This is a genomic window from Tabrizicola oligotrophica (genome assembly GCF_011008935.1).
Lineage (GTDB): Bacteria > Pseudomonadota > Alphaproteobacteria > Rhodobacterales > Rhodobacteraceae > Tabrizicola_A > Tabrizicola_A oligotrophica.
In genome coordinates, this window is sequence record NZ_JAAIVJ010000022.1 from 1 (window position 1) to 23,106 (window position 23,106).

Annotated in this window: 22 protein-coding genes and 1 pseudogene; 15 read left to right on the forward strand and 8 right to left on the reverse strand. The window is 64.3% G+C overall.

Annotated features, from left to right (window positions below; all coding sequences use genetic code 11):
• Positions 1–115, forward strand: a pseudogene (locus G4Z14_RS17920) (single-stranded DNA-binding protein); the annotation flags it as partial.
• A gap of 89 nt (positions 116–204) precedes the next feature.
• Here G4Z14_RS17920 and G4Z14_RS17925 read toward each other — a convergent pair.
• Positions 205–717 (reverse strand): thermonuclease family protein, encoded by a 513-nt coding sequence (locus G4Z14_RS17925; protein WP_164628205.1) that lies wholly within the window; start codon positions 715–717, stop codon positions 205–207.
• A 191-nt stretch (positions 718–908) separates the two neighbouring features.
• Here G4Z14_RS17925 and G4Z14_RS17930 point away from each other — a divergent pair, with 191 nt between their 5' ends.
• Entirely contained in the window at positions 909–1,295 is a 387-nt protein-coding gene (locus tag G4Z14_RS17930) for a hypothetical protein (protein ID WP_164628207.1), read from the forward strand.
• A 49-nt stretch (positions 1,296–1,344) separates the two neighbouring features.
• On the opposite strand, the gene G4Z14_RS17935 is transcribed toward G4Z14_RS17930, so the two are convergent.
• The 4 genes from G4Z14_RS17935 to G4Z14_RS17950 are packed head-to-tail and all read right to left on the reverse strand — an operon-like array spanning position 1,345 to position 7,378.
• Positions 1,345–4,716: an error-prone DNA polymerase gene (locus G4Z14_RS17935; RefSeq protein ID WP_164628209.1), complete on the reverse strand. Its 3,372-nt coding sequence runs from the start codon at positions 4,714–4,716 to the stop codon at positions 1,345–1,347.
• Positions 4,713–6,194 (reverse strand): Y-family DNA polymerase, encoded by a 1,482-nt coding sequence (locus tag G4Z14_RS17940; protein ID WP_164628211.1) that lies wholly within the window; start codon positions 6,192–6,194, stop codon positions 4,713–4,715. Before G4Z14_RS17940 ends, G4Z14_RS17935 begins: the two co-directional genes overlap by 4 nt.
• Entirely contained in the window at positions 6,121–6,708 is a 588-nt protein-coding gene (locus tag G4Z14_RS17945) for an ImuA family protein (protein WP_164628213.1), read from the reverse strand. The genes G4Z14_RS17940 and G4Z14_RS17945 overlap by 74 nt, the downstream gene beginning before the upstream one ends.
• The gene (locus G4Z14_RS17950) at positions 6,698–7,378 is read right to left on the reverse strand and encodes an SOS response-associated peptidase (RefSeq protein WP_164628215.1); all 681 of its coding nucleotides are present in this window, start codon (positions 7,376–7,378) and stop codon (positions 6,698–6,700) included. Before G4Z14_RS17950 ends, G4Z14_RS17945 begins: the two co-directional genes overlap by 11 nt.
• Before the next feature lie 208 nt (positions 7,379–7,586).
• On the opposite strand from G4Z14_RS17950, the gene G4Z14_RS17955 reads away from it, so the two are divergent.
• The 9 genes from G4Z14_RS17955 (at position 7,587) to G4Z14_RS17995 (ending at position 12,767) form a co-directional block, all read left to right on the forward strand.
• Complete coding sequence (locus tag G4Z14_RS17955) at positions 7,587–7,907, forward strand: hypothetical protein (RefSeq protein WP_164628216.1); 321 nt, start codon at positions 7,587–7,589, stop codon at positions 7,905–7,907.
• A 157-nt stretch (positions 7,908–8,064) separates the two neighbouring features.
• Positions 8,065–9,264 (forward strand): DUF932 domain-containing protein, encoded by a 1,200-nt coding sequence (locus G4Z14_RS17960; protein WP_164628218.1) that lies wholly within the window; start codon positions 8,065–8,067, stop codon positions 9,262–9,264.
• A gap of 121 nt (positions 9,265–9,385) precedes the next feature.
• Positions 9,386–9,826, forward strand: coding sequence for a JAB domain-containing protein (locus G4Z14_RS17965; protein ID WP_164628220.1), 441 nt, complete (start codon positions 9,386–9,388; stop codon positions 9,824–9,826).
• A gap of 109 nt (positions 9,827–9,935) precedes the next feature.
• Positions 9,936–10,454, forward strand: coding sequence for a DNA repair protein RadC (locus G4Z14_RS17970; RefSeq protein WP_164628222.1), 519 nt, complete (start codon positions 9,936–9,938; stop codon positions 10,452–10,454).
• A gap of 99 nt (positions 10,455–10,553) precedes the next feature.
• Positions 10,554–11,045, forward strand: coding sequence for a DUF6878 family protein (locus G4Z14_RS17975; RefSeq protein WP_164628224.1), 492 nt, complete (start codon positions 10,554–10,556; stop codon positions 11,043–11,045).
• Between the two features lie 10 nt (positions 11,046–11,055).
• Positions 11,056–11,433, forward strand: coding sequence for a DUF6915 family protein (locus G4Z14_RS17980; protein ID WP_164628226.1), 378 nt, complete (start codon positions 11,056–11,058; stop codon positions 11,431–11,433).
• Between the two features lies 1 nt (position 11,434).
• Positions 11,435–11,629: a hypothetical protein gene (locus G4Z14_RS17985; RefSeq protein ID WP_164628227.1), complete on the forward strand. Its 195-nt coding sequence runs from the start codon at positions 11,435–11,437 to the stop codon at positions 11,627–11,629.
• 81 nt (positions 11,630–11,710) lie between these two features.
• A complete protein-coding gene (locus tag G4Z14_RS17990; RefSeq protein WP_164628229.1) occupies positions 11,711–12,130 on the forward strand; it encodes a hypothetical protein in 420 nt (139 codons plus the stop codon).
• Positions 12,123–12,767, forward strand: a complete 645-nt coding sequence (locus G4Z14_RS17995; RefSeq protein WP_164628231.1) for an antitoxin of toxin-antitoxin stability system — start codon at positions 12,123–12,125, stop codon at positions 12,765–12,767. The genes G4Z14_RS17990 and G4Z14_RS17995 overlap by 8 nt, the downstream gene beginning before the upstream one ends.
• 36 nt (positions 12,768–12,803) lie before the next feature.
• Here G4Z14_RS17995 and G4Z14_RS18000 read toward each other — a convergent pair whose 3' ends face one another.
• Together G4Z14_RS18000 and G4Z14_RS18005 are read right to left on the reverse strand one after the other, a co-directional pair.
• Positions 12,804–13,409, reverse strand: coding sequence for a mobile mystery protein B (locus G4Z14_RS18000; RefSeq protein WP_164628233.1), 606 nt, complete (start codon positions 13,407–13,409; stop codon positions 12,804–12,806).
• Complete coding sequence (locus G4Z14_RS18005) at positions 13,406–13,867, reverse strand: helix-turn-helix domain-containing protein (protein WP_164628235.1); 462 nt, start codon at positions 13,865–13,867, stop codon at positions 13,406–13,408. The genes G4Z14_RS18000 and G4Z14_RS18005 overlap by 4 nt, the downstream gene beginning before the upstream one ends.
• Positions 13,868–14,274: 407 nt before the next feature.
• Between G4Z14_RS18005 and G4Z14_RS18010 the strand changes: the two genes are divergently transcribed.
• The 4 genes from G4Z14_RS18010 to G4Z14_RS18025 all read left to right on the forward strand — a co-directional run bounded on the left by G4Z14_RS18010 (position 14,275) and on the right by G4Z14_RS18025 (position 22,316).
• A complete protein-coding gene (locus G4Z14_RS18010) occupies positions 14,275–18,651 on the forward strand; it encodes a strawberry notch family protein (protein WP_164628237.1) in 4,377 nt (1,458 codons plus the stop codon).
• Between the two features lie 11 nt (positions 18,652–18,662).
• Positions 18,663–19,694, forward strand: coding sequence for a DUF7146 domain-containing protein (locus G4Z14_RS18015; RefSeq protein WP_164628239.1), 1,032 nt, complete (start codon positions 18,663–18,665; stop codon positions 19,692–19,694).
• 369 nt (positions 19,695–20,063) lie between these two features.
• Complete coding sequence (locus G4Z14_RS18020; protein WP_164628242.1) at positions 20,064–20,999, forward strand: DUF2493 domain-containing protein; 936 nt, start codon at positions 20,064–20,066, stop codon at positions 20,997–20,999.
• A 225-nt stretch (positions 21,000–21,224) separates the two neighbouring features.
• Positions 21,225–22,316 carry a topoisomerase II gene (locus G4Z14_RS18025; protein ID WP_164628241.1) on the forward strand — a complete coding sequence of 364 codons (1,092 nt, stop codon included), beginning with the start codon at positions 21,225–21,227 and terminating at the stop codon, positions 22,314–22,316.
• Position 22,317: 1 nt separating this feature from the next.
• Here the strand turns inward: G4Z14_RS18025 and G4Z14_RS18030 are convergent, their stop codons facing one another.
• Positions 22,318–22,644 carry an H-NS histone family protein gene (locus G4Z14_RS18030; RefSeq protein WP_227751857.1) on the reverse strand — a complete coding sequence of 109 codons (327 nt, stop codon included), beginning with the start codon at positions 22,642–22,644 and terminating at the stop codon, positions 22,318–22,320.
• Positions 22,645–23,106 lie beyond the last annotated feature (462 nt).

Sequence of the window (23,106 nt, forward strand, 5' to 3'; positions counted from 1 at the left end):
CGACCGCTACGGCTGCGAGATCATCGCCGACAAGGTCGACTTCCTCAGCCGCCCGAAAGCGGCCGAGGGCGAAAACCCCGAGCTGGTCGACCGCGACGACGAGATCCCGTTCTGAGGAACGGGGTCTCTCCAGAAAGGGCCCGGCGGGAAACCCGCCGGGTTCCGCCTGTCTGCACAGGCTACTGGACCGCCTTTGGGCTCCCGTCACCAGAAGCGGTCGCAGAGACGCTCTGCCATCATGGCGGCCGCAAGATCTCGGCCATCGGACAATTGGCAGCTGCCGATCTTGCGATCATAGCTGGACCGACCGTTCAGATGGCAGGTCAGGGTCTCCCCCGAAATCAAGCTGCGCATCCGAGCCGTCGCGCGCTGGCCTTCCTGCGTGTCCCGTTCGGCGCAATCGAGGGAGCCGAAGCGGATGGGGACGCCGTTCACCTCAATCGTGTCGCCGTCCCGAACATGGCTGACTTCGCCTTTCATCGTTTGCAGGCTGGTCGCGGCGACGACGGGCCCGAGGTATTCCGGGAATCGCTCCGTTGCCTCAAACACGCTGAAACCGAGGAGACCGACGAGGACCAGGCCGCGAAAGAAGATCGCCCCGGGATCGGTCTCGCGGGGACGACGTTGGCGAAACGCCCGATTGGGCGTGCCGGAAACCCGGGCGCGACGTTCGGCCTTCATCCGGTTCCAGTCGTCGCGCGTTGGTCGTTTGGTCATGGGTTCGGGTCCTCTCGAAGATTTCGTCGGCCGCGGGCAATCGCCGGGTCTGATCGTAGCCCGTCCCTGGTGCGAGGGCGAGGGCAGGGGCAGGGGAGGGCGGTGGTTCACAGCTGTCGGCGCCGGGACCGCGTTGGTGGCCCGACGTCAAACGACTGGCCTCAAAGGGCTGTCGCAGCTACGCTCCCCGTATGAACCCCGCAGACAAAGATCGGATCGCCGCGAGCCTAGCCAAGATCATGGCCATGATGTGCGTGCGCAATACCGGGCTGGAGACCCTCCATGCCGGCACGGTCCCGGTCACCCAGACCGGGGACTATGCGGACGTGTTCGTGCTCGATGCTGCTGGCCGCCGGATTCCCTGGGCCGAGGTCTCGCATCTCGACGATGACCGGATGCGGGATCTGATGCGCGAGATCGTAAACCGTCTCTACACCTTTCATGTCAGTTGCGATGATCCCGGGTTCCTGCAACGGGCGGATCGATGGATGACGGTCTCAAAGAAATGGGACGAGCCTGAGCTTGACCGGAAGTTTCTCGGCGTGATCGGCTATGGTCCTGGCGAAGCGGAAAAGTGAGGACGAGGCGCCGGTGCGGCCTCGATGAACTCTAGTCATACCCTTCCAATCAGTGGAAATCCCGGCTGGGGAACAGCTTCTTCGCCTGCTCGCGCGGATGGTGGGCGGTGGACCTGATGCTGCCCCCGGCGGGGCGCCTGGTTTCGTCGGCGCGGCCGTCATTGGCGTCGATGATCACCGGGCGGCCGAGGGTTGCCAGCAGGTGCGACACATCCTCGACCTGCTCGGCGATCAGATGGGTGACCGGTCCGTCGCGTTCGATCCGGCCTGTCACCCGGACCAGCCGCCCGGCGATCACCGCCTTGCGGAAGGCCTCGTAGACCTTCTTCCAGACGACGATGTTGGCAGTGCCGGTTTCATCCTCAAGCGTCAGGAAGATCACGCCCGAAGCCGTGCCGGGCCGCTGGCGGGTGATGACAAGGCCGGTGACGGTGAGGCGGCCCTTGGCATGGCCCAGCCGGTCATGCGGCAGGCTTTCCGGAAGGCGCGGGCGCAGAAGTTCCATCGGATGGGCACGCAAGCTGAGCCGCAGCGAGAGGTAATCCTCGATCACCTCCTGGCCAAGCGTCATCTGCGGCAAGGCGACGGCAGGTTCGACGCTGCCTTCGCCATCGGCACCGAAGAGAGGGAGCGGGGCAAGGGCCTTCAGCGCCTTGGCGGCCCAGAGGGCGTCGCGACGGGTCAGGCCAAGGGTGGCAAAGGCATCGGCTTCGGCCAGCCGCTCCAGCGCGTCGGGGTGCAGGCCCGCCCGGCGCCACAGGCTTTCGACATCGGGATAGCCATTGCCACGCGCGGCGGCGATCCAATTGGCGTCGTCCTCGCGCAGGCCCTTGATCTGGCGGAACCCCAGACGCAGGGCCAGCGCGCCATCCGGGCGCGGCTCCAGCGTGCAATCCCAGACCGAATGGTTGACCGAGATCGGTCGCACCTCCACCCCATGATCGCGGGCATCGCGCACCAGTTGGGCGGGGGCATAGAAGCCCATCGGCTGGGAGTTCAGCAGCGCGCAGGTGAAGACGGCCTGATGGTGGCACTTCAGCCAGGCCGAGATATAGACCAGCCGAGCAAAGCTGGCGGCATGGCTTTCGGGAAAGCCATAGCTGCCGAAGCCTTCGATCTGCGCAAAACACCGCGCCGCGAATTCAGCGTCATAGCCCCGCGCCAGCATGCCGGAGACGAAACGGTCGCGGAAGGAACCGATGGTGCCCATGCGTTTGAAGGTGGCCAGCGACCTGCGCAGCCGATCAGCCTCGGACGGGGTGAACCCTGCCGCCACAACGGCGATCTGCATCGCCTGCTCCTGGAACAGCGGCACGCCATAGGTGCGGCCCAGCACCTCCATCATGGCGGGGCCGAGGTCTTCGACGGCTTCCTTCCCCTGACGGCGGTTGATGAAGGGATGCACCATGCCGCCCTGGATCGGGCCGGGCCGGACGATGGCCACCTCGCAGACCAGATCGTAGAATTCGCGCGGCCGCATCCGGGGTAGGAAGTTCAACTGCGCCCGGCTTTCGACCTGGAACACCCCGATCGCATCGGCGCGGCAGAGCATGTCGTAGATCGGTGGATCCTCGGGCGGCACATTGGCAAGGGTCAGGTCCAGCCCGCGATGATCCTCCAGCAGGGTGAAGGCCTTACGGATGCAGGTCAACATGCCCAGTGCGAGGATATCGACCTTCAGCAGTCCCAGAGCATCAATGTCGTCCTTGTCCCATTCGATGATGGTCCTGTCCTCCATCGCGGCATTCTCGATAGGGCAAAGCTCGTCTAGGCGACCGCGCGTGATGACGAAGCCGCCGACATGCTGCGACAGGTGACGGGGGAAGCCGATGATCTCGCCGATCAGCTGCACAGCCAGTTGCACCCGTCGGTCCTCGATGGAGAGCCCCGCGTCGCGCAGACGATCCTCGCCGGGGGCGGCGGCGGACCAGCCCCAGATCTGGCCGGAGAGCCGCGCGATGACATCCTGCGACAGGCCCATGACCTTGCCCACCTCGCGGATGGCGGCGCGGCTGCGGAAATGGATCACCGTCGCGGTCAGCCCGGCGCGTTCGCGGCCATAGCGATCATAGATCCACTGGATGACCTCCTCGCGGCGTTCGTGCTCGAAGTCGACGTCGATATCCGGCGGCTCGCCCCTCTCTTTGCTGATGAACCGCTCGAAGATCAGGGTGATCGACTCGGGCGGCACCTCGGTGATGCCCAGGAGGTAGCAGACCACCGAATTGGCGGCAGACCCGCGCCCCTGACACAGGATGCCCTTCGATCTGGCAAACTGGACGATGTCATGCACGGTCAGGAAATAGGGCGCATAGTCCACCTCGCGGATCAAGGTCAGTTCTTTCTCCACCCGGTGGACGATCTTGGGTGGCGGCCCGGACGGATAGCGCCAGTCGAGCCCGGCGCGGGCGAGGCGTTCCAGCCGGTCTTGCGCCGGTTCGTCGCCTTGTGCCTCGTCGGGGTATTGATAGCGCAGGTCGTCCAGGCGGAAGGCGCAGGCGTTGGCGATCTCCAGCGTTCGGCGCAGGGCTGCGGGATGCCGGTGGAACAGCCGCGCCATCTCGGCCCCGGATTTCAGGCGGCGTTCGCCATTTGCCAGCCGGTGTTCGCCGATGTTGTCGATGGTGCAGCCGTGGCGCAGGCAGGTCAGCACATCGGCCAGCGGGCGGCGCGCGGCGCGGTGCATCAGCACATCGCCCACCGCGACCATGGGCAGATTCACCCCTTGGGCCAGCAGAGCCAACTGGTCGAGGCGGGCCTGATCGCGGCCGTCATAGCGTGGGGCAGCCCCAAGGAAGCACTGGCCGGGAAAGGCCCGGGCGATGGCCAGCAGATCGCTGCGGGCGGTCTTGGGGTGGGAATTGTCCATCGGGTCTGGAGGCAGGGCAATCAGGACCATGCCTTGCCCCCATTCCGTCAGATCAGCCCGCTGCAGGTAGCATTCGCCTTTCGGCGCGCGGCGCTTGCCCAGGGAGAGAAGCCGGGTCAGCCGCGACCAGACGGCCAGATCGGTCGGCAGGGCAAGCCATTCCACTGGGCTGTCGGTCAGTACCAGGCGCGCGCCCGCGACCAACTTCGGCAGAGGCGCTTCGCAGTGGGCCGGCGCGGAGGTTGCGCCGTTGAAATGCAGTACGGTTTGGCGGCTGGAATGATCGGTCACGCGCTGCGAGCGGATGGTCGGGCCATCCTGTGCGGCTTGGGCGGTGGCCCGCGCCTCGTCGCGCAACCGGGCCAGTTCCTTCAGCGCGGAGAAGGCCCGCACCACGCCGGCCACCGAATTACGGTCCGTGATGGCGATGGCAGAAAGGCCGAGTTCCGCCGCTCGCGTGACCAGCTCTTCGGGGTGGGAAGCCCCGGTCAGGAAGGTGAAGTTCGAGGTGACGCAAAGCTCGGCATAGGGCTGGATGCGGGCGGAGGTCATGCGAACTCCCCCTGGACGTACCAGTCCGGCCCGCCTAGCGCCTGGGGCGTTTGAAACAGCCAGAGCCGCGGGCCTTCCTGCGTCTCGATCCGCCAGTAGTCACGCAGGCCCGACCGCCAGGCGGGATCGTCAAACCACCATTCCGGGGTGATCCGCTCCGGGCCCGTCGCGCGCAGGGTGGTGAAGCGCATACGCCGCCAGCGGAAACTGGCGGGCGGGGTGCCAGAGGCAGCGGTCACCGGCTCTGGCGGGAAAAGAGTGATCGGTCGTTTCGAGCCTGCGCGATGCGGGATCGGCTCGGCTGTCGAATAGGCGGCGGGGGCGAGGAGGAAGCTGCGTTCAGGGATCAGGCTGGTCGCGGGCAGGAGCCGCAGCACCCGTTCAAAGCCGATGCGGTTGCCGACCGAGGACAAGAGATCAGCCAGCGCGTCATCGTGCCGGATCGCCGGGCCACCACCGATCTGTTCCGGTGCAAGAGCCTCCGTGACCGGGGCCGTCAGTCGCAGGGCATCAATGCCGAAACCGGAATCCACTTCGTCGACGCCCTTGGCGAACAGCGTTGCGATCCGGGCGGGGTCGCGCATCGGGCGCGCAAGGCCGATCTCGACCTGCGCCGTGCCGCGATCCACCCGGCGAAGTTCCAGCCGCACCCGCCGCGCGCCCATCCGATGCCGGGCAAGTTTGGCGCAAAGCCGATCCAGCAGTCGCGCGAGCCCGGCCATCACATCCTCTTGCTTGCCGATCGGCTCTGGCAGGGTCATCCGCACCCCGAAATGTGGCGCATCCGGTTCCGCCGCCACCGGTTCGGCCTGTGCCCCAAGCGCCTGATCCAGCCGCAGCACCAGTCCTGCCCCGAACCGCCGCGCCAAAGGGGCGCGCGGCAGATGCGCCAGATCGGCAATGCGTGAAAGACCCACCCGCGCCAAGGCTTCGGCGGTGTCGTGGTCCACTCGGAGGGCCGTCACCGGCAAATGGCCGATGCCCTCGGCCAGCCGCCCATCCGGCACGATGCCGCCACCGTGACGGGCGAGGGCGTGGGCCACCCCGCGGGTTCCGGCAATGGCGCTGGCGGCATGCAGACCCGCGCGTTCCAGTCGGGCTTGCAGATCGTCGCGCAGCTCGCCCTCGCCGCCGAAGAGATGCGGCACGCCGGAGATATCGGCCACCAGCCCGTCTACACCGTCGGTGGCGACCATCGGGGCGTAACGGCTGGCCCAGCGGCGCAAGGAAGACAGGGCTGCGGCCTCGCGGGCAAGATCGGCAGAACGCGTGGCCAGATCGGGACAGATGGCGCGGGCATCGGCCAGCGCCATGCCGCGCGCAAGCCCCCGCGCCGAGGCGGCCACGTTCAGGCAATGCAGATGATCGGCATTGCCCGACCGATGGGTCAGGGCAAAAGGCCCCTCAACGGGCCGCTCCCGCAGGCTCGTGTCGCTCGCGAGCCGCGGAAACCATATGGACAGCAGTCGACGTGCCATTCCAGTTCAAGGTCCAACTTCCGATTGTTCCCTTTTTGTTCTTAATAAGACTCCAGCGATGCGGAGTCGAGTCCGGCGCTTGGCTGGCCAGTGGCGTGCAATTCCAGCGAGTCTCGGTGGCGTTGCTGCCGCCATCCTCGCGGATCAGCATCAGGCCGGTGGTACGCCCGGCCTCGGCCGCCAGTTGCAGGCGACGCCCGGCGGTCAGGGACAGCGGTTGTTGGGGCTCGGCGATGACCAGGCTGATCGGCGCCACGCGCAAAGCCTCCTCCACGCACCACAGGAGATCGGTCTCATTGGAGGGGCGGAACAGGTGCAGCCGCTCGCCCACGCCCCGCGGCAAGCCCTGCAGCATGGGCAGTTCGGGGATATGGGCGGGGGCAATCCAGACCAGCGGGCCGGGATGGCGCGCCGCCTGAAACAGTGCAAAGGCGCGGCGACCGCGCCCCTCGGCCTCATGCACGCGCCGCGCGCGCAGGTCGAAAGAGTCGGTCGGGGCCGGTTCAGGCCGCATCTTCCAGCACCCCTTCCGCCACGATCTCAAGCATGCCGTCTGGCAGCGGCCGCTGTAACTTGTGCGCCTCCGCAACAGGCGCGGTCAGCCAGTGCCGCCATTCCTCTGGCTTGGTCAGGATGACCGGCATCGCCTTGGGGTGAATCGGGGCTACCTCGCGGTTGGGCGGACAGGTCAGGAAGCCGAAGAGGTCCGCAGTGACCTCGCCTTCCTTCAGCTTCCTGACCGAGGTCCATTCGGTGCAGATGCCCGCGAAGAAGGCCAGTGGCCGATCTGCGCCAAGCGCGAACCAGATCGGATGATTGCGCGGGGCGGCCGCACGGCTGTCGATCTCGGAAAAGCTGGTGAAGGGCACGAGGCAGCGGTGCGGCACCCCAAGCCAACGCTTCCAATGGGCCGAGGCCACATTGCGGATATTGGTCACGCCTGGATCGGTGCGCTTGCCCTCCAGAAACACCTGCGGCGTCGGCATGCCCCAGCGCGCCTTGGTCAGCTGCCAGCCTCCGCCCGGCCGGTGACGGATGATCGGTGCGGCATAGTCGGGGAAGATCCCGGCCATTGGCGGCAGGTTGCCAGCATCGTCGATCAGCTCCTCGTCTTCTTCCAGCATGTCGTCAAAGACATGCCGCATCGCATCCTGCGATTTGGTCTGGGAGTAAAGATTGCACATCGCTGGAGCCGAGGAATCGGGGTGGGAAGGGATAACTCGGAACATTGCCAGAACATTGGCAGCGAGAAAAGCGGCCTCGACAGGGAGTTCTCTGTGCACCCCCATGCTGGCACGATGGAAGAGAGCGCAGCGTCGGAACCAGGTCCTTCCAGAATCGTCATGTGTTCTGTATATGTTCACGTTATTGCATGTCTATGGAGCGCGGCAGATGAGTGAGACCTGCGACCTCAGCCCAGAAGAATGGGCGCACGAACTCCACTATATGGCGAAAGCCGGTTTCGGGGATCTGGTCCTTGCCTGCGAGGGCCTTGATCCGAACGGGGTGCCAGCTCACGACCTTAAGGCCCAGATCACCACTGCCTTCGGCTTGGTGACCAGTGGCTTGGAGATGGAACCAGAAGCACTTGCCGGAAATCTCGGCGAGTTCCTCCGGGCGGCGGAAGGCGCGGATCCTGCTGCAAGGGCGGAGGCGATGGGCATTGCGCTGACAAACCTTTCGGCGGCGGTTGGCTTCGACATTGCAGCGTAATGCTCGAAGCAGGCAGCCTGTCGCGCAAGGCTCGGCACGGCTGGCATAGGAGGACGATCCGCCCAGCGGCCCCGAGAGTTCGAGTGAGGGCCGGTTTCCCGGTGACGGGTTGAGGATCGGGAGAGTGGCTCCCGGCGCCTGTCGCGGAGGGATGCCGATGGGTGTCGTGGAAGTTCTCGATCCGGTGCAGCCGGCGCGGGCCGGTGGCTGGAAGGTGGATGCAAGCCGGGGCGAGCGGAATGGGCGCGTGTCGTCCGAATGGTTCAACCGGCCCGACGACGAGCGCTACCTCTCGCTCGATGATCTCTGGGCCAATGTGAAGCGCCGGTCCGAGCGCAGCCGCAGCCGGGTGGTGCCGACCGCCGACATCCGGGTCGAGGCTGCGCGCGACAGCGCCGAGCGGCTGCATCTGGTCTTGCCGAAGGCGCACGAACCGATGGCGCCGACGCATTGGGCCTTCGGACAACTGGCCAGCCTTGTCGGTGCCCCGGCCTCCTACCTGCGGCAGCTGCCTGCGCCGCTGGCGGGGATCAACCTTCAGTACGGTCTAACGAACCACCGCGCCGAGCAGGTGAAAACCTTCGAGACCGAGGATGGCCGCACCGAGTTGCGCGCGGTGACCGGGCCCGACTACGGCCGCATCCATGACCACGAGCTGGTCGAGGCGGTGCAGCGCATCGCGGGCAATGGCACCGGCGACACCCGCTGGAAAGTGCCGGGTGTTCTCGACTGGTCGACCGGGATCTACAATCCCGATGTCGAGATCAGCCGCGACACCACGACGCTTTACGCCTCGGATCGGGACGTCTTTCTCTTCCTGGTCGACGATCACAATCCGATCGAGGCGGGGCGGCTGGCCGATGGCTCGCCGGACCTCTACTTCCGGGGATTCTATTGCTGGAACTCGGAAGTTGGCGCCAAGACCCTCGGCATCGCCAGCTTCTACCTCCGCGCTGTGTGTCAAAACAGGAATCTTTGGGGCGTCGAAGATTTCCAGGAGATCACCATCCGCCACTCGAAAAACGCGGCTTTCCGCTTCGCGCATGAGGCCGGACCCGCACTCACCCGTTTCGCCAATTCCTCGGTGCAGGGCTTCGTGAACGGCATCAAGGCGGCGCGGCAGCAGATCGTGGCGCGCACGGACGAGGACCGTGATGATTTCCTGAGGAAGCGCGGCTTCTCGAAGGCCGAGTCGGGCAAGATCATCGAGAAGGTGCTGATGGAAGAGGGCCGCCCGCCGGAGTCCATCTTCGACTTCGTGCAGGGCATCACCCGGCTTGCACGCGACAAGACCCAGCAGGATGCCCGGCTCGACATGGAAGGGCGCGCCAAGAAGCTCCTCGACCGGGTCGGCTGACGCTGCTTCCCGAGAGCGACCGTCTGCGCCTGTGGCGGTCGCTGCCCTTTCCCCCAGTTTCGCCGACGGCCTCACCCAGAGCGGGGCAGGGGCCTCGGCGCCTCACGTCATCGAGACCGCCATGACCCCCCAGGAAGAAACCTTGATCCTCGAGGCCCGAGAAATCCTCGGCCGCTATCTGAACCAGAACCCCGTGCTTGGCAGCTGGCAGGCGGTGATGGATTACTGCGCCTTCACCGTGCGCGGACCCGTCGAGCGGTTCCACGTCCTCTATCTGGACCGCAAGAACCGGGTGATTTCGGACGAGCGGCTTTCAGTCGGAACCGTGGACCATGTCCCGGTCTACCCACGCGAGGTGATCAAGCAAGCGCTGATGCTGAATGCCAGCGCCCTGATCCTGATCCACAACCACCCCTCCGGCGATCCGACGCCCTCGGAGGCCGATCTCACCATGACCAGGGAAATCCAGAAGGGCTGCAAATATCTCGGCCTGACCCTTCATGACCACATCATCGTCGGCGCCGGCCACGAACTCTCGCTGCGCGGCCTTGGCAAGATGTGACTTCGGCCAGTTGCAAGCTCCGCCGCCCCTTCGAGGAAGAGGGCGGCGGTTTGGTCTTTGACGGCTCAGGCGGGAAGAGAGGCTTTCCGCGCCGTCGGAGATCTCTGACATGTTCGACTATTCCTTTCCGGCTGCGCCGATCCCGCATGCCGTTGGCAAGCCCCCGATCTGCCCAAACCTGGCGCCCGACCCTGAGTTGCGCTTTGCCCTGACGATGCCGGAGCGCAATGCCGCGGCGGCGATGGCGGGCGAGGCGCGTCCGCGCGTGCTCGGCCGTTTCGCCCTGCTCGCCGAGGCGATGCTGGGCGCCATCGCCCATGCCGAACGGCTCGGCGCCGGCGCTGCGCCCCAGATGCTGGCGATCCTCGACCGCGAAGACCGCCTTGTCCTGGCAGGTGCCGCTTCCGCTGGCGCCGTCGCTTGGTGCTCGCCGGTCGCCAGCGCCGCCGAGGCGCGTGCGGTCGTCAGCGAGGCGAGCCAGTTGCGGGCGCAGGCCCGCCGCGCGACGGGGTGGCAGGAAGCGGAGTTGGCGGCCCGTCTGCGTCAGCGGGCCGAACTCCTGGAGGCCTGTCTCGTCGATCCGCTCTGGCGCGCCTTCGCCGCCCGCGCGCTCCAGATGGCCGCATGACCTCCGAGAGTCAGAGGAGGGCAGGGGGGTCGTGAGCTTTGCGGGGTGAAAGAGAGCGCCCCGCTGGCTCCGACCCTTCCCCCCTTCCGGAGAACACCCATGACCCAAGCTGATCCCACCCTGCCTGCGCCGATGTCGCCCGTGGCCATCGACTTCGCCTCGATCTTCGCGGCCCAAGCCGAGCGCGCGGCCAAAAGCGACGCGCTGCGCCCCGCCAACAAGGAGCGCCTCTTCGACGGCCTGACGGCCGCCGGCATCACCCATGTCACCGTGACCTTCGACGGCTATGGCGACAGCGGCCAGATCGATAGCATCGCGGCCTGGTCCGGCGAGGCCGCGGTCGAGTTCCCCGCGGTAGAGATCTCCTACGCCGCGCTGACCTGGGACAAGCCCGAGGTCGAGATGCGGAGCCTCTCGCTCGAGGATGTCGTCGAGCAGCTCGCCTACGATTTCCTCAGCGACACCCACGGCGGCTGGGAAAACAACGACGGCGCCTACGGCGAGTTCTGCTTCGACGCCGCGGCCCGCTGCATCCATCTCGAGTTCAACGAGCGCTTTACCTCGTCCGAACTCACCACCCATGATTTCTGAGGGGGCGGCGATGGCACATCCGTATCATCACGCCCTTTCCTCGGTGAAGAAATGGGGCGGCACCGTCGAGGACTACATCGAAATCCACGCTTGGTACGACCAAAGCAACGAAATCATTGCAGATTTTCGACACAGGGCTTTGAGGCATCATGCTAGCGGAGTCTGGCAATCGGAAGCGATTTTCGGGCCGACCATCACCCTCTCCAGCGGCCGGATCATCCCGACCCGCTGGATCGGCGAGCAGTATGTCCGCGAAGATCTGGGGTTCATTCCGAGTTTTGCCGACTGGGTGAAGGCTATCCGCCCCGAACCCTGGATGGGCCGGACCGAGAGGATCGAGGCGCTGGTCGATCCGCACCAGTCCTCGCCTGTGGTCGAGGTCAGCTGAGATGAATCGGTTCTATCACAGCCTGAACCTCCCCCTCTCGGCCCGGCCCCGCGAGGTCGTCCGGGCCGTCGCGAAGGCGATGCACCCGTGGATACGACGCCAGCGCAGCCAGCGGCTCGCCCGGCGACGCTTCTACCGCGACATGCTGAGTTCGCATGACGCCGCCCGGGACTGGGCGAAGTTCCGGGTGCGCTGAGCGATCCCTGACCTTCACGTCATTCCCCGTCAACCTTGCCACCCGGCCGTCGGTCGGGTGGCCTCTTATCTGGAGATACCGATGGCTGATTACTTCACCCAATTTTCCTGTTTGCTCGACCTGGGCAGTGCCGCGAACGCGCTCGCCGCGCATCGCCTTTACACTGAGTTGCGGGACGAGGATGAGACCCGCGCCGAACCGCTCTGCAGCGGGTTCGAACTCACCCTGCTGGAGGGGGAGGAGGCGCATCTCCTCTGGATTCACGAAGATGGGTCGGGCGATGTCGAACAGGTCATCGGCTTCGTGCTGCGCCTGACCGAGACCTTCGACCTCACCGGCTTGTGGGGCTTCGACTATGCCAACACCTGCTCGCGGCCCCGGATCGATGCCTTCGGCGGCGGCGCACATGTCGTGGACCTCGGCGCCCGCAAATCCGTCGGCTGGACCAGCACCCAAACCTGGCTCGCTGTCGCGCTGAACGGGGAGGACATCGATGCCTGAAGTCATCTGCACGACGGTCTATTCGTTCCCCGAACTGTCGGACGCGGCCAAGGAAAGGGCCCGGGACTGGTATCGCGAACTCGGACCCCATGACGATTGGTGGGACGCGGTCTACGACGACTTTGAGCGCATCTGCGAAATCCTGGGTCTCCGCCTCAAGACCACGCCGGTGCGTCTAATGGGCGGCGGCACGCGCCAGAAGCCCTGCATCTGGTTTTCCGGGTTCTGGAGCCAAGGGGATGGGGCCTGTTTCGAAGGCTGGCTCAGCCACGCCAAGGGCGCTGCGGCGCGCATCCGGTACTATGCCCCGAGGGATGTGACGTTGCACGGTATCGCTGATCGGCTGCAGGCCATCCAGCGGCGGAACTTCTACCAGATTGTTGCGGAAGCCAGCCATCGCGGTCGCTACTACCACGAATACACCATGTCGGTGGACGTCAGCCGGGACAGCCCGACCTGCCAGCCGCCGACGGAGGATGCCGAAGAGACGGTGGTCGAGATTTTCCGCGATCTTGCTCGTTGGCTCTATCGCCAGTTCCAGACCGAGTACGACCACCTCACCTCGGACGAGGCCATCGAGGAGGGGATCATCGTCAACGAGTATACCTTCACAGAAGCTGGGCGGCGGTTCGGGTAAGCCTCAATGCGGCCACAACACCCAGCCGCCTGACGATTATCTTGCAAGCGACTTCACCAGCGTTACCAAAGGATCGAAATCATGTTGGTCTGCCGCCCTGAGTGCTGCGATGTATGCTGATCGGTGGGCGCTGTCGGCGTTGAGCGTCCCTCCACCAGACCAGTCGAGAAAGACCGTCGGATCGACCCTCGCCAGGTAGGCGTCGGCCATGATGCGGGCCCAGCGACCGTTGCCATTTGCGAAGGGATGGATCCAGACCAAGCGGTGATGCAGGCGCGCCGTTGCTTCCAGCGGGTCAAAGCTCTTGTGATCGCGCCAATACCGGGCATCGTCGAGACAGGTCCGCAACTCGCTCGAGATGTGCCAGACCGGCACCCCGATGTTCTTGTCGGTGAGCCGATAGATGCCAGCCCAATCCCAGACTTCGCCAAAGAGGCGTTTGTGGATTTCCCGAACGGCGGCATCGGTCAGCAGGTCGAAGCTCTTGGGACGACGGTCAAGCCAGGTCAGACCTGTGATGATGTTCTCGCCTTCGAGTTCGTTCAACTCGCCGCGTGTCGCGATGTGCTTGGCCTTGAGGCCCAGCAATTCGTCCGGTGTGAGAGGGGTCGCGCCGGTGGGTTCGTGAAGCTCGAGGGTCATTGCCAGAAATCCCTTCGCCCTTCGCGGATGATGTCAGCCGCCAGTTCCTCGATCATCTCGGTTTCGCTGCGTAGCCCCTCGGTCTGCTCTTCCAGCGCCATGTGGGCGCGTGTGCGCTGGATGATGCGCCGCGCCTTCGCACGAGCCTGGGCCAGAACGATCTCTTCGACGTGGCCCTCACGCGGTACGATCGCATAGACGAGGCGGCCACCCATGGCCTCGGCGATCTTTTCCAACTGGTTCACAGAGATGGTTCCAGCCTGTTCAGTCTGAATCGCGGCGTAGATGTTGTTGCGTGAGATGCCGAGGCGTTCAGCGAGGGCTGGAGCGTTCATCCCGATCGCCTCCTGGAACGTGGCGATCCAGCCCCCGAACGGCTTTGCGATGGACTTCGCCAGGGCGGCGGCTTGGTTGACCCTATCTTGGGCCTGACGCTGCTTTGCGCGAGAGACGGACATTTGCCAACCTATGAGATTGCCTTAGCGGAGGTATCGCTATGCTATGATATGGCGAATTGCTGAAATTCGCAATGCTGTAGATTTGCAATATTCTCAACCAGCAATCCTTTGGAGTTGCAGTAGTGGCGTATTCGCCATGCTCAGGGTTGGCGACGGCGGCAGTCACTTCCGTCATACTTCTGAAGGAAAAGGCATGGCGTCTTGGGCACCTCCCGGCGTGCCGCCGGGACCGGGCCTTGGTCCTGCGGACGGGAGCCACCCTTGGCCGTCTCCCCCCATACGGGCGACAGTCCCTGGCGCAAGAAGGGGAGGACGAGGGAGAGCGATGCCGGAAGGGATCAGGTTCCGGCGGGTGAGAGAGAGCGCCGTGCGGGACTGACCCCTCCGGCTCTCTTGAGGTTTCCCTGATGAACGATCTTTCTTCCACGACCTATCTCGCGCCCGTTGCGCCTCCCGTTCCTGTTCCGTCCGCTGATCCCGCGCCCGCGATCCTAGCAGTGGCCGAGGCGCTGCAGCCCGATCTGGCCCAAGGGTTCCAGATCGACGCGCTGCGTTTGCGGCTCGAGATGGAGCGCGCCTTTGGCGGCTCCGATGCCGATGGTGCCTGGGACTGGAAGCTCGCCTATGAAGCGGGCGAGGTGGCGCTGGTTCTCTTTTTGCGGAAGTTCGGCCGTGCGCTGCTGGCCCGGGCCGGCTCGCCTCAGGCGCTGCTGCCGATCCTCGCCAAGGTGGGAGGCCTCCTGCCGACCCATACCCGGCGATCGGAGGAGATGGAGCGTTTCCAACAATTCAGCACACCTCTGCCCATGGGGCTTGCCACTCTGGCAGCGGCAAAGATCACGCCGCGTGATCTGGTTCTCGAGCCCTCGGCCGGGACCGGGCTTCTGGCGATCCTCGCCGAGATCGGAGGTGGCAGTCTTGCGCTGAACGAACTGGCCGATACGCGCGCCGATCTTCTGCGTCTGCTGTTTCCGGGGCGTCCGGTCACTACCTTCGACGCCGCTCAGATCGACGATCATCTCGGCGCCGCGCTGCGCCCGAGCGTTATCCTGATGAACCCGCCGTTCTCAGCAGTGGCCAATGTCGATGGTCGAACGACCGAGGCGACGGCGCGGCATCTGCGCTCCGCGCTGGCACGGCTTGCGCCCGGCGGGCGCCTTGTGGCCATCACCGGCGCCAATTTCGCTCCGGATGCGCCAGCCTGGGTCGATACCTTCGGTCACCTGACCGAGTCGGCGCATCTGGTTTTCACCGGCGCGGTTTCGGGGGCCGCCTTCGCCAAGCACGGCACCAGCTTCGAGACGCGAATTTCTGTGTTCGACAAGTGCAGGGGCGGTGAGAACGGCGGCATCACCGCCCATCTGGCGCGGCCGATATCACCCGACGTTGCCCATCTCGTGGCCCGGATCACCGCCGAAGTTCCGCCCCGCCTCGAACTGATGCTGGGCGCTGCGATCGGGCAGGGTCATTCTTCCCCCTTTCCGGGAATTCCAGCCTACGCCGCAAAGACCACCGCCGGCAAATCCCGCGCTGCCGTTGCCGCCTCGCCATTCGGTTCTTGCACACGGATCGACGCCCAAGACCTCGCCTTCACCTTGCGCGAGGTGCGCGAAGACGCCGGCACCACGCGTTTGTCGGATGCGATCTACGAGACCTTCCGACTTCAGGCGATCGAGATCCCCGGCGCCGCCGCGCATCCGACCAAGCTCGTGCAATCGGCAGCCATGGCTTCGGTCACCCCGCCAAAACCCAGCTACCATCCCAAACTGCCCGGTGCCGTCCTGCGCGACGGCCTGCTCTCCGACGCCCAGCTTGAGACCGTCATCTACGCGGGCGAAGCGCATGGCGCGCACCTCGCCGGGTCGTGGTGCATCGATGAGACCGGCGACGTGGTTTCCGCCGCGTCCGCTGATGCCGCTGATGCCGTCCGGTTCCGTCGCGGCTTCTTCCTCGGGGACGGAACTGGGGCAGGCAAGGGTCGCCAGTCGGCCGGGATCCTGCTCGACAACTGGGCGCAAGGCCGCCGCAAGGCGCTCTGGATCTCAAAAAGCGATAAGCTCCTGCAAGACGCGCAGCGAGATTGGTCGGCGCTCGGGCAAGAGCGCCTGCTGGTCTCGCCGCTCTCGCGCTTTGCCCAAGGCCGCGACATCCCGCTGACCGAGGGTATCCTCTTCACCACCTATGCGACGCTACGGTCCGAGGAGCGCGGGGACAAGAAATCCCGCGTCGACCAGATCGTCGACTGGCTGGGCGCGGATTTTGACGGGGTGATCCTCTTCGACGAAAGCCACGCGATGGCCAATGCCGCTGGCGGCAAGGGCGAGCGCGGCGATACCGAGGCCTCGCAGCAGGGCAGGGCGGGCCTGCGCTTGCAGCACAAGTTGCCCAATGCCCGCGTGGTCTATGTCTCGGCCACGGGGGCAACGACGGTCCACAACCTGGCCTATGCGCAGCGGCTCGGGCTTTGGGGTGGGGAGGATTTCCCCTTCGCAACGCGTGGAGAGTTCGTTGAGGCCATCGAGGCGGGCGGGGTCGCGGCGATGGAGGTCCTCGCCCGCGACCTGCGGTCCCTCGGCCTCTACACCGCAAGGTCGCTTTCCTATGACGGCGTCGAATATGAGATGCTGGAGCACGCGCTGACCCCCGAACAGCGCGGCATCTATGACGCCTATGCAGTCGCGTTTGGCGTGATTCACCGGAACCTGGCCGCTGCCTTGGAGGCCGCCAACATCACAAGCACCAGCGGCACATTGAACCCGCAGGCCAAGTCAGCGGCCCGCTCGGCCTTCGAATCCGCCAAGCAGCGCTTCTTTGGCCATCTTCTGACCTCGATGAAAACGCCCACCCTGATCGCCGCCATCGACGCCGATCTGGTAGCGGGCCACTCCGCCGTCATCCAAATCGTCTCGACGGGGGAAGCACTGATGGAGCGACGCCTGTCGGAGATTCCGACCGAAGAGTGGAATGATGTGCGTGTCGACATTACGCCGCGTGAAAGCTGCCTCGATTATTTGCAGCATTCATTCCCGGTGCAACTCTACGAGCCCTTCACCGACAGTGAGGGCAACCTCTCCTCGCGGCCAGTCACCCGCGATGGCCAGCCAGTGGAATGCCGTGAGGCTGTCCGGCGTCGCGATGCTCTGATCGAACACCTGGCCTCGCTGCCGCCCGTGCCGGGGGCGCTCGACCAGATCGTTCAGCGCTTCGGCACCGATCTCGTGGCCGAGGTCACGGGTCGATCGCGCCGCATCGTGCGCAAGGGCGAGGGTCCCGCGGCTCGCCTTGTCGTGGAAAGCCGGGCCGGATCTGCCAACCTCGCGGAAACCGCCGCCTTCATGGATGACCAGAAGCGCATCCTGATCTTTTCCGATGCGGGCGGTACGGGGCGCAGCTACCACGCGGATCTCGGCGCCAAGAACCAGCGCCTGCGGGTTCACTACCTGCTGGAACCCGGCTGGAAGGCCGATGCCGCCATCCAGGGCCTGGGGCGCACCAACCGCACCAACCAGGCGCAGCCACCACTGTTCCGGCCGGTGGCCACGGATGTGAAAGCGGAGAAGCGCTTCCTCTCCACCATCGCGCGCCGCCTCGACACGCTCGGGGCCATCACGCGGGGTCAGCGCCAGACCGGCGGGCAGGGGCTGTTCCGTCCCGAGGACAACCTGGAAAGCCCCTATGCCCGCGACGCCCTGCGCCAGCTCTACCGCCGCCTCTATCGCGGCGATGTTCCGGGCTGTTCGCTTGGCGAGTTCGAGGATGCGACCGGCTTCAGCCTGACCGACGACAATGGCCTCAAAGACGACCTGCCGCCGATCACGACCTTCCTCAATCGCCTCTTGGCGCTGACGATCGACATGCAGGCCGTGCTCTTCTCGGCCTTCGAGGAATTGCTCGACCAGCGGATCGAGGGCGCCATCGCCGCCGGGGTTTATGATCTCGGGCTGGAAACCCTGCGCGCCGAGAGCTTCCGCGTCACGGACGCCCGGGTGATCTACACCCATCCCGGCTCTGGCGCCGAAACCCAGCTCCTGACCATCGCGGAAAAGCGTCGCAACACGCCCACCGCCCTCGCAGATGCCCTCGACTGGCTCGACGACCCGAAGGCGCGTCTGCTAGTCAACACCCGCTCGGGACGTGCCGCGGTGCAAGTGCCCGCCACCAGCCTGATGCTGGACGACGGCACCATTGAACCCCGCCTCCGGCTGATCCGCCCGACCGAGGCCAGCACGGTTCCAACCAAGGTGATGGAGGACACCCATTGGCTGGAAGCCGACCGCGCAGCCTTCTCCGCCGCCTGGACGGCGGAACTGGCCGAAGTGCCCGAGTTCTCGGAAGCCGCCCTGCACATCGTGGCGGGCCTTCTCCTGCCGATCTGGAAGCAGCTCCCGCAGGACGAGACCCGGGTCTATCGGCTCCAGACCGATGAAGGCCAACGCATCATCGGCCGCCGCGTGTCCCCGGCCTGGGTCGCAAGTACCCTCGCCGCCGATGCGCCGAAGCTGACGGCGGCGCAGGTCCAGGCCCTCGTTGTCGAGGGCAAGACCGTCGTGCGGCTTGCCGAAGGTCTGGAGCTGCACCGGTCCCGCGTCATGGGGGTGAACCGCATCGAGCTTTCGGGCTTCACAGAAGCTCAGAAGGATCGCCTCAAGGCGGATGGCTTGTTTTCGGAGATTATCGCCTGGAAGCTGCGGCTCTTCTGCCCGACCGATCCTTCCGGGATCGCGGTCCTCGAGCGGCTGCTTGCGCGTTTCGCGGTCGCTGGTCTACATGCGCGCAATGGTTGAATTGTGTGATCATGTCATTGGAAACAGAAGACCTCTTGCGTGAGCTTTCGTCCCATGCCGAAAGCGTTTGTCGTCATTACCTTCCCGCCGGACGGCGGGAAGGGTCCTATTGGATGGTCGGGGATCTCCAGAATAATCCGGGGCGGTCGCTCTTCGTGCGGCTAACTGGCCCCACTTCCGGGCCGGGTGCTGCAGGGAAGTGGACTGATTCAGCAACGTCAGAATTTGGCGATCTCCTCGACATCATCCGCGAGCGGACGGGGATCTCCCGCTTTCCCGACCTTCTGGCCGAGGCGCGCGCGCATCTTGGTCGTCCTGCGCCGGCTCTCCCGGATGGCCCTTCCCCGAGAAAATCGAAGTCCCCCGGGGGCACGCCAGAGGCAGCGGCGCGCTTGTTTGCAGCCTCAATGCCGGTCGCAGGCACGCTTGCGGAAACCTATCTCCGCTCCCGGGGCATCACGCTTGGTGGCAAGACGAGCGCCCTGCGCTTCCACCCGAAGTGCTGGCATCGGGATGAGGGCCAGACCAAGAGCATTCCTCGACCGGCGTTGATTGCTGCAGTCACCGATGGGGCAGGGGGCCTTCAGGGCGTGCATCGCACCTGGCTTGCGCCTGATGGCCGAGGCAAGGCTTCTGTCGAAACGCAGCGACGGGCCATGGGTCACCTTCTCGGCAATGCCGTCAGGTTGACGTCGTGTGATGACATCCTCGTCATCGGCGAGGGCATCGAGACCATGCTGTCCGTTCGTGAGGCCGCCCCCAGTCTTCCCGTCTGGGCCGCTCTCTCATCGGGTCACCTCGGAGCCGCCCTGTTGCCTGAAGGATTGCGGCGCCTCTACATCGCCATCGACCGCGATCCGGCGGGGCAGCGCGCGGCAGAGAGGTTGAGCGCCAGAGCCACCGAGGTCGGGATTGGTTGCCATGTGCTCGAGCCACGGCTCGGGGACTTTAACGACGATCTCCGGGCCGACGGACCGGCGGTGCTGCTTCAGCATCTGGCAGGGCAGATCGGTCCCGAGGATCAGCAGCGCCTGGAAATCTGAGCGTCCTCACGCAAGGGGCTGTTCAGGACAGTGGGGTGGGGCAGGGGGAACGAACCCATCGCAGGTTTGGACCGTCACCCCTTGCCTCTTCTCGGGACAGCTCGTCCACCCGTCCCCCGAGCGGCCTTCAAGAGATGGGCAGGTGGCCGTCAAAGGGGACGACCCTTCAAGGACGGGGGGCAACTGATTTCCGCCGGCGGCAGAGCCGCCTTTGCATCGCGAAGCAAATCAGCCGCCCCCCATCCTCCTCCACATGCGTTCCGGCCCCCGAAGGCGGGGTGAAGGATCCTCCCCCGTGACGGCTTTCGCAGCCCATGAAGGCCGCGCGGGATGACGCGCGGACCAGACAGGCCCGGAGGCAAGAAGAAGATGACGTTCCAAACCCGCGACGACACTTACGAACCCAGCCACACCGCATCACAGACCGCCCATGCGCTTGAGGAGCTGCAGCTCTACGGCTACCGCCCCTTCGAGGACGAGCCCGATCCGCGCCCGATGCCCGACGCAGACCGCCTTCGGGGTGCTGTCGCCGACATCTTCGACGCCCTTGTCGCGAGCCTGGCCGACACCCGCATGGAACCCGACCTCGAAGAAGTGCTCTGGGGCCAGGTCAACCTCTTCCACCGCGCCACCGCCCGGATTGAACGGTCGCTCGACGACAACGAACAGGCGCAGCGCCGCCTCCAGCGCGAGCAGGACGGCTCTGAGGTGAAATCGACCGAACTTGAGCGTCTGACGGCCGAGGGCCTGACCCTCACCGAACGGCGGAACTGCATGGACATGATGCGCGATCACGCCGCCTCCGAGTTTTGGCATCACACGGGTTCGACCTGGCGGCCCCGCACCGGCTCAAAGGTGAACCACCAGCACCTGACCGCGGCCCTGATCGACAGCCGCGACTTCATCGCCGCCAAACGCCGCGCCGAGACCGAGCTGATGCTGCCCGCAGGCCCCAAGGTCGCCTTCACCGGTGGGACCGACTTCAACGATCACCGCCTGATCTGGGGCAAGCTCGATCAGGTCCGGACCAAATATCCCGACATGGTTCTTCTCCACGGTGGCGGCGTGAAGGGTGCCGAACTCATCGCCGCCAAATGGGCCGAAGCCCGGGGCGTCACCCAGGTTGCCTTCAAGCCCGACTGGACCAAGCACGCCAAGGCCGCCCCCTTCAAACGCAACGACGCCATGCTCGACGTCCTGCCGGTGGGTGTCCTCGTCTTCCCGGGCAACGGCATCCAGGAAAACCTCGCCGACAAGGCCAAGAAGCTGGGTATCCCGGTGGTCAAGTTCAAGAGGGGGGCGTGAGCCCCCTACCGCCTTCAGCGTCATGCGGAAGGGTGAAAAGCGTGGTTCTCGTAGGCGTCAGCCGTTGCAGAAGGGTCGCTTGTAATCAAGGAGAAGGCATGTTGGTAGATTTGGATCTAACCAAGAGCTGCGACATCGCTCCTGATCTGACCCTCTTCCCAACGGCTTGGCTTGCAAGAGCTCGCTTCACGGGCGACAAAGCTATGTGGCCGATGGAGAACTGAAGTGGCAAAGCGCGATCCCAACAAGACCGCCCGCAATAAGCGGGACGCAGAGATAACAGAGAAATTGAAGGCACTATGGCCCATGGTTTCTGCCGACACAGGTATTGATGATCAGCAGTCTTTGAATGCCCTAATAGGCGGTAAGGCTGCCACATTCATAGACCTCAAGCATACTGTGATCCGATCAGCTGACGAGTACACGTCGCATTATCTGGCGGGATTTAAAAAAGCACGTGAAACGGACGGTTGGACGGCTGGCGGCACCTCGTTTAGTGCCGAAACCCTGAAGAAGAATCACACTACGCTGACAATTTCGAAAGCCGTCAAGGAGTACTTCCTTCTTTTTCTTCAGCGATCCTTCTTACGGCACTATGATGAACTGGTTCGAGAACGTCCTTCGGCAGCTGATGCTGAAGTTTGGATCGGGCAGAACAACAGTGACTATGGACTACTGATCACTCCAAGATTCAAAGATGGGAACTGGGAAAATGATCAGAGTGAAATACGGCACTTTCCGAAGTTGTACTGGACTATTGGCCATGTTTTGACCTCTGGACTTGTCGTTCAAGGTGATCCCAAGCCGATGGTTTTCAAGACGATCGATGCATACCTGGATTTCTTTATGAAGGTTCTAGTAAGGCCCTCCGGATCAAAATATGAGCGCGATATCGCATATCGTTATTGTGAATACGTCAAATCTCAAGTCAATCCTGAAGAAGTTCCACTACTAATTCCCGAACTGCGCTACAACGGGAAGGACAAGAAACACAAGTACAGATTGGACTTCTGCATTATTGATCCAGTGAATCTCAGAAAAGTCGGAATCGAGTTATCTCCTTGGTCCACTCACGGTCAATTGAAGGGAACTGCGGGAAAAACTCAACAGAAGATTAATGATGAGGCACTTGCAAACTTTGAAAAGGAGGCATCGAAAATGCGTGAATATTTTCAGAAACACCGGATTACTACGCTGATCTATACTGATACCAACCTTGCTAAAATTGAAACAGTATTCGAGGAAATCGCAGCATATCTTCAAGGAAATAAAAAGGTGAGTCAATTGGAATTCAACCTAATACAAGAGTTTCTTTGAACTACAGATGCAGCAGAGCAAAAATGAACGCTATCTTATTGAAATAGGTGAAGTTTAACCGCGATACCACTGTGGTAATCGACACACGGCATGAACGTTCAGGGCAGCGGCAATAAGTCCTTTGAGTTAACGAGTTGCGGCAAAAGCGCTCGGTATAGTCAATCAAGGGAATCGCCGTTTGTCCCATTTTCTGCTTGCGCGTTAAAGCATAGGCAAACCAGCCCGGCGTTCGACCCCGCCCGGTCCAGATGAGGGCCGGGTTCCCCGGATGCCGGTAGGTCTTCGTCGAGGGCGCACGCTTTCGCTTCGGCTCCTCGAGGTCTGCCAGTTCGGCGAGCGTGAAGCGGAGTTACTTGGCCAGCATCTCGACTTTCTCGCGGGCTTCCGCCTTTTACCGTGCTTCGAAGGTGGAAATTGCCTTGGCCACGGACTTCTTCAAATCCCGCAGTTTTGCGATCGACATCGGCACAGGTTGAAGCAGGGCGCGAGGTTCTGATCGGTGTGCTTCCCGTTGACGTGCTCGACAGGGATCGCGGCAGCCCAGGCGGTGGGGCGGGGGCATATGTGGGCGCTGTGATCTCTTTCTCCCTTTCCGGGACGATTCCCCCTTGGTCCTGACATTGCCGGTTGAGGTCGGCTGAACTCGTCTGCTTGGGTTCTTCTCCCCAGTTGCTCCCATCCCCGGCGTCCTCCCTTCGACTGACAATCCCCTAAGCCTGTTCGGCCTCTGGCGCGCAACCCCGCGTCAGGCCGGGCCGTGTTGCCCTTGCAGGGCTGCCCGCGCCACCCC